The organism is Oribacterium sinus (genome assembly GCF_014202695.1).
Classification (GTDB): Bacteria; Bacillota; Clostridia; order Lachnospirales; family Lachnospiraceae; genus Oribacterium; species Oribacterium sinus.
Map to the genome: position 1 here is coordinate 212,003 of NZ_JACHHH010000001.1, position 15,966 is coordinate 227,968.

Consider the following 15,966-nt stretch of genomic DNA (forward strand, 5'->3'; position numbering starts at 1 on the left):
AGGAGAATGTAAAATGGTATTTCAGAATCTAAAGAATCATGACAAGTACGATTTATCCAATGAACGATTTCAAGCGGCATTTCAGTTTTTAAAAAGAGAAGATTTAAAGCAACTTGAAGACGGAAACTATCCTATTTTGGGAGAAGAGGTCTTTGCCATGGTACAAAGCTTTGAAACGGATTTGGAAAAAAATCGGCGCTTTGAAGCCCATGATCTTTACTTCGATATCCAGAATCTTTTGGAAGGAGAGGAAAGAATCGATGTGATTGACCGCTCTTCCTGTGAGCTTATAGAGAATCCTGAGGGAAAGGATATCTGTTTTTTAGAGCCGAAGTCGGCATTTTCTCAAATGCTCTTAAAAGCAGGAGATTACCTCATTCTTTCTCCTGAAGAGGCCCACAGACCTGCGGTTGCTGTACAGAAGCCCCTGCCCTGCAGGAAGGTTGTTGTTAAGGTAAAACTGTAATACGTTATGAAATGAAGAAAAGCAGAAGAAAGAAAAACAAAATTCTAAAAAAAATATAAATTAAAATCCATACAAAGTAAGAAGAATGTGAGAAAATTGTTCATTTTTGGAAAGGGAAGAAGAATAAAGAAGTAAAAAAGAAGAGGAAAAAACTTAAGAATGAAATTTCTAATCTTCTTTATACGGTTTTTCTATTTTCGCCTCTTTACAGCAGGATAATTACGGAAACTAAGTCATATATAGGATGGCTTGTTTTTTTGAAAAGCTGTGGTAGAATACATTAGCTATTGTTTAAGTATTAATTTTTAAAACATAATGAAGGAGTAGAAGACATGAAGCGTAAAAGAAAGCTGTTAGCGATCTTGATGTCCCTGGCTATGGCTTGGCAGGGAGTATCTTTTGCAAATGCAGATGAGCTTGCTTCCCCGGCATCCGCTAGTACGGTGACAAGCAGTACAGAAACCGGCAGTCAAGGTAGCCCCTCGGAAGAAGATATCCGGGCTGAACAGGCGAAACAGGAAGCAGCAAGACAAGCCGCTGCCAGTGCAATTAATGCAACTACCGGGAAAGCTATCAACGTAAACGCTAATGCCGTTTATGTGAATAAGGATAACACTGCAGCATATAATAATGAAGAAATTGACAATTATGCGCAGTTTGGTGTGAGTGTAGATTTTACCGTACCGGAGGGACAGACACCAAAGGCGGGAGATTCTACCACCTTCCAGTTGTCCGATTCTTTAAAGATTCAAAAATCCGACAGCTTCCAGATTAAGGATGGGGATCAGGTAGTAGCCAATGCCGTTATTGATGCGGCAAACAGAACCGTTACCTTGACTTATACAAATTATGTAGAGCAGAGAAGTGATATTAAAGGAAAGTTCTGGCTTTCTCTTCAGGTTAATTCCGATAAGGAGACAGAAGCAAAGCAGCTTAGCAATTCTATCAAGGTGAACAATACTTCCGATTTGGCGATTGCCGGTACCATCAATTATACCGGTATCACAAAGGATAAAGATTTTGATTTGGTAAAGGATTCCTGGACTAATTTTGTAGAGGAAACCGATGCAGCAGGAAATAAGGTTTATCTGATTCGTTATCGTGTTTTGGTAAACGTTGGAGCAAGAACCAATATTACCTTGAAGGACACTTTGGGAGAGGGTGCATTTTCCTACTACAGCAGTGATGAACATCCCGTATCCATTCGTAAGGGTGTATGGCAAAGAGGACAGTATGTTAACGGAAACTGGGTTGCTGATGAAGTAAACGGTAAGAACTTTGACATTCGTAATTCTCAGAAAACAGGACCTGCTACCCAGAACACAGCACTGGAAGCACAGTATAAGGCTGCTGTAGGCAAGAAGACATTTACTTTAAATCTTGGAAATACAGCTGCTGATGAAGGCTTTGAAATCGTTTACTATGCTAAGGTGGATGGCAAGCCTGTAACAAACTTTAATTATCATAATGAGGTTGAGTTGGATTCTGATGGAGCCGGTGGAAAGCCGCTGAAGAAAGAGTACAATGTCAACGTACAGAGCGCAGGAGGCGAAGCTTCCGGAGATACCTTTAAGATTAAGTTAAAGAAGGTGAATGAAGATCAGAAGGCTTTGGCCGGTGCCGTCTTCGCCGTAAGCAACAGTGATGGAGCTGAGGTGGGAAGATTAACCACTGATGCAAACGGAGAGGCTATTCTTTCCGGTTTGTTAAGAGGAGATTATACTGTTAAGGAGGTTCAGGCTCCTGAAGGTTATCTTTTATCTGATGACAGCTATAGTGTAAAAGCGGATATGTTCGACGTGGCTAAGGTTGCTACTCTTACCGTTGTAAACAATAAGGCGGAGGCAAAGAGAAATCTCTATGTGACCAAGAAGTGGGTAGATGCAGGAGATAAGGCACAAAGCAGACCGAAGCAGGTCACTGTAGAGCTTCTTCGTAACGGAGAGGTTATCGGAGTAACACAGGAGTTAAGTCAGGCAAATGCATGGAAGACTTCCTTCTCCAACCTTCCAAAGTATGATGAAAACAGTAAGGCTTACAGCTATACCATTCGTGAAAAAGCAGTAGAGGGATATGCCCCTGCTATTTCCGGAACACAGGAACTTGGCTTTACCTTAACCAATACCGTTAGCAATAAGATTTCCATTCCTGTTACCAAGGTATGGAGCGGTAAGGGAGATCATCCTTCATCTGTAACCGTTCGTCTTTTAGCAGATGGAAAGGAAATTGCTAAACAGGATCTTTTTGCCAACAATAACTGGCAGTACACCTTTACCAATCTGGAGAGAAGCAAGAATGGTAAGGAGATTCAATATACCGTTACAGAGGATGCAGTAGCAGGCTATACTACTAAGATTAGTGGAGATGCCTCTACAGGCTATACCAATATCATTACCAATACAAAGAACAGCCAGAATCCTAACGACCCGGGAAACAAGGGTGGCGGAAACGGCGGAAGCGCTACACCAAGCAGAAGCAATAACCGTGGAGGAAATAATAAATCCAATACTCCCGGATCTGTATTGGATGCTTCCAGAGAGCCGGGTAACAGCCAGGATAAGGCACAGGGCAAGAACGGTTCCGTATTAAATGCCAGCAGAAACAAAAAGGCTGACGGTTCCGTATTGGATGCCTCTCGTTCCACCTCTACCGGCGATAACAGCAGAGCTCTTCAGTATCTTGCATTATTTGCAACTACAGGAGTAGGACTTTTAGCTTGGGTACTTGCCGAGAAGAAAAGAAAGAAAGCTGAGAAGTAAAACGCAGTTTTCGCCCCATGAAAATGGCAGGAAGCATAATTACTATGCAGGAAGCATAAAGGAAAAACCGTCTAAGATTTCTTAGGCGGTTTTTTCATAGTGCAAATAATTATTCATAACGAGTATCGTGCGCAAAGCGTGCGATATCTCGTTTAAAATCCCTGTATTAATTCTTTAAAAAAACTTATTTTTTCACCTTGAAATTTTAAGAAAATATGATAAAATAGCCGATGACGCTAAATTAAGTATTTTTTAAGGAGAAGAAATATGAAGGCTAAGAGACAGATTTTGTCCCTATTGCTGGTTCTTTTAATGGTATGGCAGGGATTTTCCTATGCCAATGCCGAAACCGGTACTAGCGGGGGAACAGCTGTAGTGGCAAGCGGAAGTACAGGGACTGGTACAGAAGCTTCTGCAGCAAGCAGCAGCACAATTTCCGGAGCAGGCACCGGAAGTGCAAGCGGAAAGGCTATTGAAAATGCATTATCCGATGTAAAGTTGTTTGTAGATGGAAAAGCTCTGACGGAGAATAGCAGTTTTGCAAACTATCAGAGTATGCAATTTAAAGCTACCATCAAGGTTCAGGGGTTAAATATTCAGGAGGGAGACTATATCTCTATTCAGCTTCCCAAAGAATTAAAGTCCTCCGACTTGAGCTTTAATATCCCGGGAGATGACGGAAAGATTCTGGCCAAGGGAGTGTATAATCAGGCTACCAAGGAAATGCGTATTGTATTTACTAAGGATGCTGAACATTACAGCGGTACAGACGGAAGTGTATTTTTTAATACGGAAATCGACAAGGAAGTCGTAAAGTCCAATACCAAAACTCCACTGGAGCTTAAGGTGAACGGAAAGACCGTAATTAACCATAATGTGAACTACCAGATTATCGGGAAAGAGAATCCTGTAAGCTTTTGGAAGAGCCGTGACAGAAAGCTGGTTGAATTGGTAGACCAGGACGGAAATACCCATTACTTAATTCATTACACGGTTTCCCTAGATGCTCGCCATATCGAGAAGGTACAGGGGGCTACGGATTATGAGAATGTTACTTTTACCGATACCCTGCAAAGTGATGCGCTTAGCTACTTCGACGTAAAGCATCATTTTACAGATGCAAATCTGAAGCAGTCCGATATTGATACTTATGCTCCTGTCTTAAGAACAGGAATCTGGCGCTCCGGACAGTGGCAGAACGGTGTTTGGGTTAGCGCTCCGGATGATACGGATGCAAATCGCGGACCGTTTTGGAGTCTTCGTGACAAGCAGAATTACACAGCAGAGTCTTCCAAAGACTTTTTTACACCGAATTACTCTGCAGATGGACGAAGCTTTACCTATAATATTGGAAAGCTGAATCCGGATGACGGCTTCTTCTTCAGCTATTATGTTGAGATTAATGAAGCATTTAAAAATGGTACTATTTATAAAAACCAGGCAAAGCTTACCGGTGACGGAATTGTCAGCAGAGAGCAAATCAGAGATTTTGAAGTCAGTGAAGCCGGCGGTTTCTTAAATGGAAAAACCTTCAACCTCCAGGTTAAGAAAATTGGAGATGAGGGCGAGGCTCTTCAGGGAGCTAAGTTTACTTTAGTTAATCCTAAGACTAAATATACAAAAACCATTGTGACCGATGAGAACGGTATTGCAAAGTTAGAAAATGTTTTCAAGGCCGACTATGTCTTGACTGAGGTGGAGGCTCCGGAAGGCTACGAGTTGGATTCCACCCCTCGCACCATCAGCAAAGAGGATTTTGAGAATTCCATTGCAAAGGGTGCAACCGTAGAAGTGGAAATGCTGAATAAGAAGAAAGAAGTTGTTGCCAAGGAAACCAACCTTTCCGTGAAGAAGGAATGGGTATTGGATCCGGCTCTTGCGACCAATAAGCCTGAAAAGGTAGTGGTATCCGTTTTAAAGAACGGTGTGAAGGATGAGAATCTTACAGTAGAGTTATCCGCAGCCAACGGCTGGAAGGCAAGCTTCTCCAATCTTCCCAAGCAGGATGCCAACGGAAAGGAAATTGTTTATACCGTTTCCGAAGAGGAAGTAGCAGGCTTTAAGGCGGCTATTTCCGGATCAGAAAAGACAGGATTCACCATCAGCAACTATAACGGTTCCAGAGTGGTAATTCCGGTAACCAAGATTTGGCAGGGTAAGGGACCTCACCCCGACCATTTGAATGTACAGCTGTTTGCTAACGGAGAGAAGGTAGCTACCTATACCTTAAACAAGGCTAACGGTTGGCAGCATAGCTTTGATATGCCAAAGCTTGATGCAAACGGTAAAGAAATCCGTTATACCGTTACTGAGGATAGCGTTGCCGGCTATACAGCAACAACCCAAAGCAATCCGGCTACCGGCTATGTCAATGTATTTGTAAATAAGAAAAATGACAATACTCCCAATCCCAATAATGGTGGAGGCGGCCGAAATGGTGGCGGAGGAAACGGTGGCGGAGGAAACTCCCCCAGCCCAAGTCCTTCCCAGCCCAATCCAAGAGGTGGAGATGTATTGAATGCGAATCGTACTCCTGCCGGAAATCCGGATGTTATTACTGCGGATGGAGCGGTACTTGGTGCAGAGAGAAATGCAAAGCAGAATACTGAACCGGGTGCTGTTCTGGGGGCTGAGCGTGGACAGACCAAAACCGGAGACAGCAGTGCAATGCTTCTGTACTTTGCGCTCTTTAGCTTAACCGGACTGGGCTTTGCTACAGCGCTGGTTTACGGCAAAAAGAGAAAGACTGTGAAGAGATAATATAAAATTATTTAAGAAGAGTCTGTAAAAAATCATTTGATTTTTTGCAGACTCTTCTTTTTTTATGCTCGAATGAAGCTTTCTCTTTTTTACGCTCTATGCGCTTTGTTAAAAATATGTTAAAATAGCATTTCAACAAATTAGTAGAGAAGGAGTGGCTATGGAGGGAAATCTGAATCAAATGCTATTGATGTGGGGGATTGTCATTTTCTTCAGCGTTTTTTTGAAAAAGCTCTCTGTAAGAATGGGTCTTCCCATGCTTTTAGCCTTCCTTTTTTTAGGAATCGTCTTCGGTAGTGACGGCGTATTTAAGATTCCCTTTGAAAACTATTCTCTTGCTGAAAATATTTGCAGCTTTGGATTAATCTTCATTATGTTTTCCGGCGGTTTTGGAACAAGCTGGAAGGAGGCAAAGCACATTTCCAAGGAAGCAATGGTTTTATCCACTTTGGGCGTAGTCCTAACGGCAGTGACTGTAGGGCTTTTCTGCATGTTAGCGTTTAACTTAAGTTTTTCCTGGGGCTTATTGCTGGGCTCCGTAATAGGCTCTACCGATGCGGCTTCCGTCTTTTCTATTCTCCGTTCCCGAAAACTGAATTTAAAGGATAGAACAGCCTCCTTACTGGAGTTTGAATCAGGAAGTAACGATCCCATGTCCTATATGATGACCTTGATTTCCATGCTGATGATTCAGGGGGACCTATCCTTCGGACAGATGCTCGGTATGCTCTTTGCTCAGGTTTTCTGGGGTTTGTCCGTAGGTTTTGTGGTGGCTCTGCTTACCCAGTATCTTATGCGTAAGGTGGATGTTTCCGGAGATGGCTTCGACTTTGTCTTTGTTTTGGGATCGGCGGTAACTGCTTATTCCCTTTCCTCCGTACTGGGGGGCAACGGTTATCTTTCGGTTTATCTTACTGGAATGATTTTAGGAAATGGAAAAATAAAAGAAAAGAAGGAGATGGTATCCTTCTTTGACGGCTTAACGGGACTTATGCAGTTAGTGATTTTCTTTTTGCTGGGGCTGTTATCCAAACCCTCAGTGCTTCCTCATGTGGCGTTTCAAGGATTGATTATTTTCTTTTTCCTTACCTTTATTGCCAGACCTCTTTCCGTATTCTTGCTTATGAGATTCTTCACCTCCTCCAAAAATCGAAATTTCCTTATTTCCTTTGCGGGACTTCGAGGAGCGGCTTCCATTGTATTTGCAATTTTAGCGGTGGAAAGCTTGGGAAGCGGAGACTTTTTGTTCCATCTGGTGTTTTTTATCGTGATTCTATCGATTCTCTTTCAGGGAAGCTTTTTACCGAAAATGGCAGGACGCTTGGATATGATTGACGACCAAAGCGACGTTATGAAGACCTTTACGGACTATACGGAGCAAAAGCCGGTGCAGTTTATTGAGTTTATCATTCCTGAAGGGCATCATTGGGCGGGGCAGTTGATTAAGGATATTATTACGCCGCCGGACACCCCTATCATTTTGGTGGAAAGAAATGGAGAGAAAGAATTACCAAGGGGAGATACGAAGATACAGGAGGGAGACCGGGTGGTTATCGGTTCTGCCAAGTCTACCATGGCCTCGGATTTGGATATCGTTGAGCTGGAGGTAGACAGGGACAGTGTTTATGCCAATAAAACCATTGCAGAAATCCCAAGAGATGAGATGGCCAGAGTACTTTTGATTGAAAGAGGTAAGGAAATCGTGATTCCTAATGGGAACACTACCATTGCAGTGGGAGATATTCTGGTGATCTACAGATTGAATGAATAATAGACCTAAAAAAATTTTGTATCTTAGACTTAAAAAAGTTTTGTATCTTAGACCTAAAAAGTTCTGTATCTTAGACCTAAAAAACAGATCTGTATAATTGGTCTAAAAACAGTTCTTTAGTGCCTGTACTTCTTCCTCCGAAAGCTTGCGGTATTCGCCGGGGGCAAGGGCAGGATCTAAATGCAATGGTCCCATGGAAAGTCTCTGAAGCTTTGTGACCACATAATCCGGAGACAGGGCAAGAAACATTTTTTTGATTTGGTGGAATTTTCCTTCCATGATAATGACTTCCACGCTACTTCCTTCCTCAGTGGAAGATAGACAACGGGCTTTTGCAGGCATGGCAATTAAATCCGTATCGTATTGGATGCCTTGCCGTAAGCGATCCAATTCCTCTTCGGAGATTTTACCGGGGATTTCCACCAAATATTTTTTCTCAATATGCATTTTCGGAGAAAGTAGCTTATGGGCTAAAGCACCGTCATTCATAATCAAAAGAAGCCCCTCACTGTCCTTATCCAAACGCCCTACAGGAAAGAGATCTTTTCTATGCTTGTCGGAAAAGAGATCCAGGACGGTTTTTTGCTTTCTATCCTCAGTGGAGGAAAGCACTCCCACAGGCTTATTCATCATGTAATAGGAGAACTCTTCATAATGAATAGGTTCGTCTTTATATATAATCTCGGAATCTCCGGGCTGAACTTCCATGCTTGGATCCTTCACAATCTCTCCGTTAATCTTGACCAAGCCCTTTCGAATTTCTCGTTTCAGTACGGAACGGCTTTCTACCCCCATGTCTGAAAGATATTTATCCAGTCTCAACTTTGTCCCCCATCCGGAAGGAGAAATTCAGCTGAAGCCTTCTCCTTCTCTTTATTCATAACAAGTGGCGCAGGCGAAGCCTGAGACATCTTGTTCATAACGAGTATCGCTCGCAAAGCGTGTGATATATCGTTTATCTTTTCGCTCTATCCTTTATTGCTCTTCTTTTTCCGTAAGTTTTCTTCGTATGGAAATGCCGTTGCATTCCAGATTGTCGGAAATGGGAAGTAAGAGATATTCTTTTCCGTCAATGATTCTACTTTCCAAAATTGCGGAAACCTCATTTTTAATCCTTAAATGCACATTATCCGAATCCAAACGAAGGGTGGAATCTGCCAGGTTTTCCAGAAACAGACTCTCGTTTTTCTCCCCCAGCTCCTCTTCGTACAGGGAAGAGAAGTTCAATAACTGTTCTTCTGTGGCTCCGGCTTTCTCCAAAAGAGCCTTCACCTGGTTTTTCGGAAGGCTTTGTTCCCGCTCTTCTTCATTTTCCTTATTCTGTAATTCGGCAAGCTCTTCTTGGAGTAGTCGAACATTTTCAAAGGTGCAGTCCTCCTGTAAAATTTCTTCCACCAGCTTGGAAAAACAATGCTTTTGTTGCTTTTCGCCCATGGGCAGGGGAGTGCCGAAAAGGTTTTCAGGAACTGCGTCCAGACTATCCTCTCTTTTTTTGCAGCGATACAATAATTCATGAATATCACTGTTTCGATCATGAAAGGCAGGATAGAGGAAGGAAATCTCCGGCTTTTGGACAACGAAGTCTTCGGAACGGCTGATAAAGGAATCACTCTGCTGATCAAAGCAAAGACCTTCCTTCAGAAGACTCACCGGACAAAGAGCAAAAAGGAGGAAGGAATAAACATTTTCCGAAGCATCCTCCAGGACTAAACCGTCGGTGGTCTTTTTCGGTACGTCATAAACCCCATGGGCCAGAAGCAGCAGATGCTTTCCGGGAATAGGATAGTCCTTTCGAATCTTTTCAAAAAAAGCATCATAAAGAGCCTCCTCCTTCAGCTCGGACTGCAAAAGCTGATAGAGCTCCTGTTGCTTTCCCCCTTCCTTTTCTTCCTCGAGTGGGAAAGCCAGGGTATAGAGATTTCTTCCAAGCTTACCGGAAAGAGATTGCTTGAAAAGCTCGCAATATTTAAATAATTCCTTATCCTCCAAAGCATAGAAGGAGTCGGAGAAACGAGAAATAACTTCTCCCTCTTCATTTACAAAGCAACTAACCATACGGTCAATACGACAATCTTCTTTTTTGAAACACTTTTTAACTTCCGCAATTCCTTTTTTATCCATGCTATACTCCTTTTTCTTCTCGGCTAGTATTCTAATAAAAATGCTTCGGATTAACAAGTCTTAAAAAACTCTTCCTTTTTTTTGGAAAAAACTGTGGTATAGTAAGAAGGAAATGGCAGAATTAAAAAAGAAGGGTTAATCATGGCGGACAAGAGAAATATAGACAGCGGAGAGAGAAAATTTCGTAATCGAAGCGATAAATATAGAGCAGAACGACAGAGCAAGCTTAACAGCAGTGCAAAGAGAAGGAGCAGTACCGGAGGAAATAGAATTCCTCGAAGCTTAACGGAAGAGGAGAGACGGGAATATAGAAGAAGAAAGGCAAGAATCAAGAAGAGAAGAGAAGCGGTAAGAAATGTTCGGATACTTTTCGCTTGTGTAGCCTTGGTGTTTATGTTCTTGGTGTTTAAGGCCTTTGCCGGAATTGTACATTTTATTGAGAAGAGCAGAACGGAGCAAAAAGGAGCTATTGAGACGGTGGTGGAGAGCTCCATTTCGGAGGGGCTTTCGGAAGAAAGCGGAGAAGGGCAGGAAAGTGCTTCGGAAACCGCAGAAAGTGCCAGTGAAGATAATGGTCTTGTGCTATCCGGCGGACGATATATCGACCCCAGCAAACCCATGGTGGCTTTGACCTTTGATGACGGACCGGATGTGCAGGTGGACAGCATTTTGATGGATGAGCTGGAGAAGGTGAATGGAAGATCTACCTTCTTTGTTGTGGGACAGCGAGTGGAAAAGTTTCCGGAGGATATTAAAAACACTGTGGAGCGTGGCCATGAGGTGGGAAATCACTCCTATGATCATGATATTCATTTGAGTAAAAAAGGTGTGGACTATATTCGAAATGAGTTCGATAAGACGGATCAGGCGGTTCAAAATGCTTCCGGTGTTGCTCCTGCATTGGTACGTCTTCCCGGGGGAAATTACACGGCGGATGTGAAAACAGCAGTAAGTAAACCTCTGATTTTTTGGTCTATTGATACGGAGGACTGGCGTTCTCGGGATGCGGAAAAAACCAAGCAGATTGTTTTGAGTCAGGTAAAGGATGGAGACATTGTGTTGATGCATGCTCTGTACCTTTCTACGGCAGAGGCCTGCAAGGCCATTATTCCGGAATTGACGGCCAGAGGGTATCAGTTGGTTACCGTGTCAGAGATGATTCGCTTCCGAGGTCAGGACGTTGCCGGTGGAAACGGCATACAGTATAAGCATTTCCCTCCTGTGGCGACGGAAACACAGGCTGCAAGTACGGAAAGCACCGTTTCCGTAGTACAAAGCTCGGCAAGTACCCAAACCATCGCTTCCGCTGCGAAGTCCGCTGAGTCAAAGGCGAAAAGTAGTACGGAGAGTACTAAGAGCAAGAAGAGTAGCAGTGAAAGCAGTTCTTCTACAAAGAAAAATAACACCAGCTCTACGAAGGAGAGCACAAAATCCACTAAGGAAAGTACGAAATCCACAAAGGAAAGTACAAGTGCTACGACCGCCCAGACAACGGCGGAAAAAAATCCCGCAACAGCAGCACCGGAAACTTCAGCCCTTGCTCCGGCGAATTTTAACGGAGCGATAGATGCGGAGGATCCCCATTAGGAAAGATTCAAGGCGATAATAATTATTTTAGAAAAACCCTCTTTTGTATAAGAGGGTTTTTTGTTATAATAGTTCGGATTATTATTCATAACGAGTATCGCTCGCAAAGCGTGCGATATCTCGTTTAAACGGTTGCTACGGTTTAAGCTGAGGCAGCTCGTTCAAAAGGAAAAATTTATGGATTTTAGCGGATATGAAAAGGAAATACAAGATCTATCCCTACTAATAGAAAAACAATATACCTTATTTGATGAGGGGATTTTTCACAGCTTAGGATACCTTCTTGGAATGGCGGAAAAATTAGATGATGAATCTTTGAAGGGCTATGTGTATTATCAGTTGGCTGATGCATACTATAGCTTTCATTTTGACGTGGATCAAATGCAGCTTTATCTTTCCAAAGCCATTAAATCCCAGCAGGAGGTACAGGATTTTTCTCTTTTGACCCGTTCTCATAATCTATTGGGTATCACGGAGTTTTTACGAGGAAACTTCGCTCTGGCTTTAGATTATTATATGACGGCCTTAAAGTATTATGAGCAGATGGAAGAAGCGGATAACAGCCTCAGCGGTATTGTGAAATCCAATATTGCCAGACTCTATTTTAGCTTAAATGACTATGATCATGGTCGCTATTACGCCGAAGAAGCCCTCTATGACATTAGTGGAACTACCGTAGACAGTGCGTATGTTTCCAATATGATGAGCATTTATATTTTCCTGGGAAATATCTATTTAAGCAGAAGTCGGGATGTGCAGGCGGCAAGAGCCTGTCTGGATTCCGTTCTAACCCTGGCAAAGAATTCCCCCTATACAGGAGAGCTGCTGTCCGGTATAGACATTTTAAGCTTTTCTATTCGTCTTGCTCATTACGAGGATAAAATATCGGAGCGGGATCTTTTGATTCGACGTTTTGTGGATCGGGCGGTAATGACGGCTCTCCGGACCCATATGATTGAGGATGTGTGCGATTTGGCGGATTTCTTTTTGGAAATTGATAAGCTTAAGGAATGTCATAAGGTTTTACATCTTCTGGAGGGAAAGCTTTTGGAAATCAATCTTCCGGAATTGCAGAAACGCTTTTTAGAATCCAAGCTACGGTACTTTGACAAGATTTCCGATGAGAAATCCAGAAATGAGTCTGCATATCACTACTATGAGATGGTGAAGCAGCAGGAGGTGGAGAAGGTCAATGCCTTTTTATTTGCCTTAAAGATTCGGAAGGATTTGGAGGATTTAAAGGAGCAGAATGCCTTTATGGAGGAGGAAAATGTTCGCCTCACCCAGAAAGCGGATCACGATGAATTGACCGGCCTTCCCAATCGCTATCATTTAAGCACCTTTGCGGATGCAGCCTTTGAGAGAGCATATAATTCCAGAACCCCTGTAGGCTTTGAAATGGTGGATTTGGACTATTTTAAGCAGTACAATGATCGCTACGGTCATCAGGCTGGGGATGAATGTCTTCGTTTGGTTGCCGGGGAAATCAAGAAGCTCTGTGCAAAGCATCCAGGCATCTATGCTGCCCGTTACGGCGGGGATGAATTTGTTCTGATTTATGAGAATATGCAGGATGAAGAGCTTTTAAGCTATGCCAAGGAATTGGGAGAATCGGTGAAAGCCTTGAACCTGCAGCATTCGGAAGAAGTGGGAGGGGGAGTTGTGACCATTTCCCAAGGAATTCGAAATTCCGTTCCGCTGAAGAAGAACAGGGTTTGGGACTATACCTTTGCGGCAGATACCGCCCTTTATAACGTAAAGGGAAAAGAGAGGGGAGGAATTCTGCTGATTCATAAGGCAAAGCTTTCGGATGAAGCTTTGTATGTCTAGCGCGATTGGAAAGCAGGGCGATTGTTCAACTCCTATGTAAAGGGAATGTAAGAAATCAAAATAATAAAGGATTTTTGGTGATATAGGTCTGAATATGGGGGAGTCTGAGCCCGATACTTGCGAAATCCGACAAAGTGAAGAACTGTAAAAAACAATAAATGAAGCGAATAATGCAGTATAGGTCTGTAAGAGGGGTAATCTGAGCCCGTCAGTACTTACTGAAAGCAAGCAAAGCGAAGCTTGAAGTTAGTACCGCTGCGCAGGCGAGGTTAGCGGGAGCGTACCCCGATTATAGACCTATACTGCGTTTGAGCGTATCTTTATAATAAATACAGTTCTTCAATACATTGGATTAAGCTAGCGGGTGCGTGCCCCAATTCAGACCTATATTGCTTAGAAAATCTTTTTTGATTTTTTACAGTTTCTTATAGCCTTCCACGATCGTTCCGCCTCCCAGAACCAGGTCTCCGTCATAAAGCACCACGGCCTGGCCTTTGGTTACGGCTCTTTCTTTTTCCGGAAAGCGTAGGAAGACTTCGCCGTTTTCCCGGACAGAGACGATTGCGGGAACAGCCTTTCCGTTATAGCGGGTTTTGGCTTCTACGGTCCTTTCTTCCGTTGGGGGAAGGCTGATCCAGTTAAAATCATTGGCCAATAGGCCTTCAAAGTAAATCCCTTCTTTGTCAGAGAGAATCACTTGATTTTTTTCGATGTTTTTTCCGGAAACATACATGGGCTTTTTCAAGGAAAGCCCCAGACCTTTTCTTTGTCCTATGGTGTAACGGACGGTCCCTCTGTGTTCTCCTAATTTTATTCCTTTTTCATCCACAAAATCTCCGCTTGGGTAAGGCTTTCCTCGAAACTTTTCCAAAAAGTCTCCATAATCCCCGTTGGTTACAAAGCAGATATCCTGAGAATCCGGTTTATCGGAATTGATAAAGCCGTATTTGTCCGCAATTTCCCGGACTTCTTCTTTAGAGGAGTATTCTCCCAAGGGGAAGAGGGTATGGGCCAGCTGTTCCTGACTTAAGAAATAGAGTACATAGCTTTGATCCTTTTTCTCGTCTTTTGCCTTCTTCAGAAGATAACGTCCGCTGCTTTCATCCTTTTCGATTCTGGCATAGTGACCGGTAACAATATAAGAGCAGGAGAGTTCCTCCGCCCTTTGGTAAAGCTTATCGTGCTTCATAAAACGATTGCATCGAATACAGGGGTTGGGGGTTCCGCCATTTTCATAGGTCTCCACAAAGGGAAGAATGACTTTCTTTTGAAAATCGTCCTTGAAATTCAAAACATAAAAGGGCATGGAAAGGGTTGAGGCCACCTGTCTTGCGTCCTCCACGTCTTCTAAGGTACAACAGGTTCTGCTGCGGCAGGCCTGTCCGGTTTCACTATCGTATAATTTCATGGTGATGCCGATACAATCATATCCTCTTTCCTGCATAAGCGCTGCGGCAACAGAGCTGTCCACACCGCCACTCATGGCGATTAAAGCTTTTTCCATGCTAAACTCCTTTTGCAAAGTATTATGTTTTATTAGTGTAACATAGGAGAAAATGCCTTGCAAAGCCAGGGAAAAGAGTTTATGAAAAAATAAGAGGTAGAGATAGGTATTAAGAGAATTTTTGAAAAACAGTCCATGATGGATACAGGCTTATAAAAATTCTTAAAAAAACTCCTATAAAAATTAAGCTAATTTAACGGAAAAAGCCTTTGTATATCTGCTTTGCCTATGCTAAAATTTACAGCAGTATGCATTATTTTAAGAGGGGAGAAAAACCATGAAAGGTATTATTCTTGCAGGAGGTTCCGGCACCAGATTATATCCGCTGACAAGGGTGACTTCTAAGCAATTGCTTCCGATATATGACAAGCCGATGATTTACTATCCTTTGTCCGTTTTGATGGATGCGGGGATTCGGGATATTTTGATTATTTCCACACCTACAGACACGCCAAGATTTCAGGAGCTTTTAGGCAATGGAGAGGCTTTCGGTTTAAACTTACAGTATGCGGTACAGCCCTCTCCGGACGGATTGGCGCAAGCCTTTTTAATCGGGGAAGAGTTTATCGGAGGAGAGCCGGTAGCCATGATTTTGGGAGATAACATTTTCTCCGGAAGAGGCTTTAGAGAAATCTTAAAGAAGGCTGTGGCAAAGGAGCATGGTGCCACCGTATTCGGCTACTATGTGGATGATCCGGAGCGTTTCGGTATTGTGGAGTTTGACGGGGCCGGAAAGGCAATTTCTATTGAGGAAAAGCCGGAGAAGCCCAAGTCCAACTACTGTGTAACCGGTTTATATTTCTACGACAATAAGGTTGTGGACTATGCGAAAAGCTTAAAACCTTCCAAGAGAGGGGAGCTGGAAATTACCGACCTGAACCGTATCTATCTGGAAAAGGGAGAGCTGGATGTGGCGCTTTTGGGACAGGGCTTTACCTGGCTGGATACCGGAACCCATGAGTCCTTAGTGGATGCTACCAATTTCGTTTGTACCATTGAGACCCATGAGCACAGAAAGATTGCCTGTCTTGAAGAAATTGCCTATCGTAATGGCTGGATTAGCAAGGAAAAGGTTTTAGAAGCCTATGAGCTTTTAAAGAAAAACGAATATGGCAAGTACTTAAAGGATGTTTTAGACGGAAAATATATCGAGGAGCAGTAGGAGGAG

At 43.0% G+C, this 15,966-nt stretch carries 10 protein-coding genes; 7 read left to right on the plus strand and 3 right to left on the minus strand.

The window, feature by feature from the left end; translation table 11 throughout:
* Positions 1–13 precede the first annotated feature (13 nt).
* The 4 genes from HNQ46_RS00895 (at position 14) to HNQ46_RS00910 (ending at position 7,756) form a co-directional block, all read left to right on the plus strand.
* Positions 14–466: a YhcH/YjgK/YiaL family protein gene (locus HNQ46_RS00895; protein WP_183681729.1), complete on the plus strand. Its 453-nt coding sequence runs from the start codon at positions 14–16 to the stop codon at positions 464–466.
* Positions 467–798: 332 nt separating this feature from the next.
* Positions 799–3,225, plus strand: a complete 2,427-nt coding sequence (locus tag HNQ46_RS00900; RefSeq protein ID WP_183681732.1) for a Cna B-type domain-containing protein — start codon at positions 799–801, stop codon at positions 3,223–3,225.
* Positions 3,226–3,492: 267 nt separating this feature from the next.
* Entirely contained in the window at positions 3,493–5,985 is a 2,493-nt protein-coding gene (locus tag HNQ46_RS00905; RefSeq protein WP_183681735.1) for a Cna B-type domain-containing protein, read from the plus strand.
* A gap of 160 nt (positions 5,986–6,145) precedes the next feature.
* Positions 6,146–7,756: a potassium/proton antiporter gene (locus HNQ46_RS00910; RefSeq protein ID WP_183681738.1), complete on the plus strand. Its 1,611-nt coding sequence runs from the start codon at positions 6,146–6,148 to the stop codon at positions 7,754–7,756.
* A gap of 102 nt (positions 7,757–7,858) precedes the next feature.
* Here HNQ46_RS00910 and HNQ46_RS00915 read toward each other — a convergent pair whose 3' ends face one another.
* A complete protein-coding gene (locus HNQ46_RS00915) occupies positions 7,859–8,578 on the minus strand; it encodes a pseudouridine synthase (RefSeq protein ID WP_183681741.1) in 720 nt (239 codons plus the stop codon).
* A 153-nt stretch (positions 8,579–8,731) separates the two neighbouring features.
* Complete coding sequence (locus tag HNQ46_RS00920) at positions 8,732–9,877, minus strand: DUF4317 domain-containing protein (RefSeq protein WP_183681744.1); 1,146 nt, start codon at positions 9,875–9,877, stop codon at positions 8,732–8,734.
* A gap of 141 nt (positions 9,878–10,018) precedes the next feature.
* Between HNQ46_RS00920 and HNQ46_RS00925 the strand changes: the two genes are divergently transcribed.
* Both HNQ46_RS00925 and HNQ46_RS00930 read left to right on the plus strand, forming a co-directional pair.
* The gene (locus HNQ46_RS00925; RefSeq protein ID WP_183681747.1) at positions 10,019–11,464 is read left to right on the plus strand and encodes a polysaccharide deacetylase family protein; all 1,446 of its coding nucleotides are present in this window, start codon (positions 10,019–10,021) and stop codon (positions 11,462–11,464) included.
* 177 nt (positions 11,465–11,641) lie between these two features.
* Complete coding sequence (locus HNQ46_RS00930; protein WP_183681750.1) at positions 11,642–13,294, plus strand: tetratricopeptide repeat-containing diguanylate cyclase; 1,653 nt, start codon at positions 11,642–11,644, stop codon at positions 13,292–13,294.
* A gap of 415 nt (positions 13,295–13,709) precedes the next feature.
* On the opposite strand, the gene mnmA is transcribed toward HNQ46_RS00930, so the two are convergent.
* The gene (mnmA, locus tag HNQ46_RS00935) at positions 13,710–14,798 is read right to left on the minus strand and encodes a tRNA 2-thiouridine(34) synthase MnmA (RefSeq protein WP_183681753.1); all 1,089 of its coding nucleotides are present in this window, start codon (positions 14,796–14,798) and stop codon (positions 13,710–13,712) included.
* Positions 14,799–15,075: 277 nt separating this feature from the next.
* Between mnmA and rfbA the strand changes: the two genes are divergently transcribed.
* The gene (gene rfbA / locus HNQ46_RS00940) at positions 15,076–15,960 is read left to right on the plus strand and encodes a glucose-1-phosphate thymidylyltransferase RfbA (RefSeq protein ID WP_183681756.1); all 885 of its coding nucleotides are present in this window, start codon (positions 15,076–15,078) and stop codon (positions 15,958–15,960) included.
* Positions 15,961–15,966 lie beyond the last annotated feature (6 nt).

Coding starts and splice junctions, on each gene's coding strand:
- HNQ46_RS00920 (WP_183681744.1), bottom strand. CDS start 9,877: ATGGATAAAAAAGGAATTGCGGAAGTTAAAAAGTGTTTCAAAAAAGAA.
- HNQ46_RS00925 (WP_183681747.1), top strand. CDS start 10,019: ATGGCGGACAAGAGAAATATAGACAGCGGAGAGAGAAAATTTCGTAAT.
- HNQ46_RS00895 (WP_183681729.1), top strand. CDS start 14: ATGGTATTTCAGAATCTAAAGAATCATGACAAGTACGATTTATCCAAT.
- mnmA (WP_183681753.1), bottom strand. CDS start 14,798: ATGGAAAAAGCTTTAATCGCCATGAGTGGCGGTGTGGACAGCTCTGTT.
- HNQ46_RS00930 (WP_183681750.1), top strand. CDS start 11,642: ATGGATTTTAGCGGATATGAAAAGGAAATACAAGATCTATCCCTACTA.
- HNQ46_RS00900 (WP_183681732.1), top strand. CDS start 799: ATGAAGCGTAAAAGAAAGCTGTTAGCGATCTTGATGTCCCTGGCTATG.
- HNQ46_RS00910 (WP_183681738.1), top strand. CDS start 6,146: ATGGAGGGAAATCTGAATCAAATGCTATTGATGTGGGGGATTGTCATT.
- rfbA (WP_183681756.1), top strand. CDS start 15,076: ATGAAAGGTATTATTCTTGCAGGAGGTTCCGGCACCAGATTATATCCG.
- HNQ46_RS00905 (WP_183681735.1), top strand. CDS start 3,493: ATGAAGGCTAAGAGACAGATTTTGTCCCTATTGCTGGTTCTTTTAATG.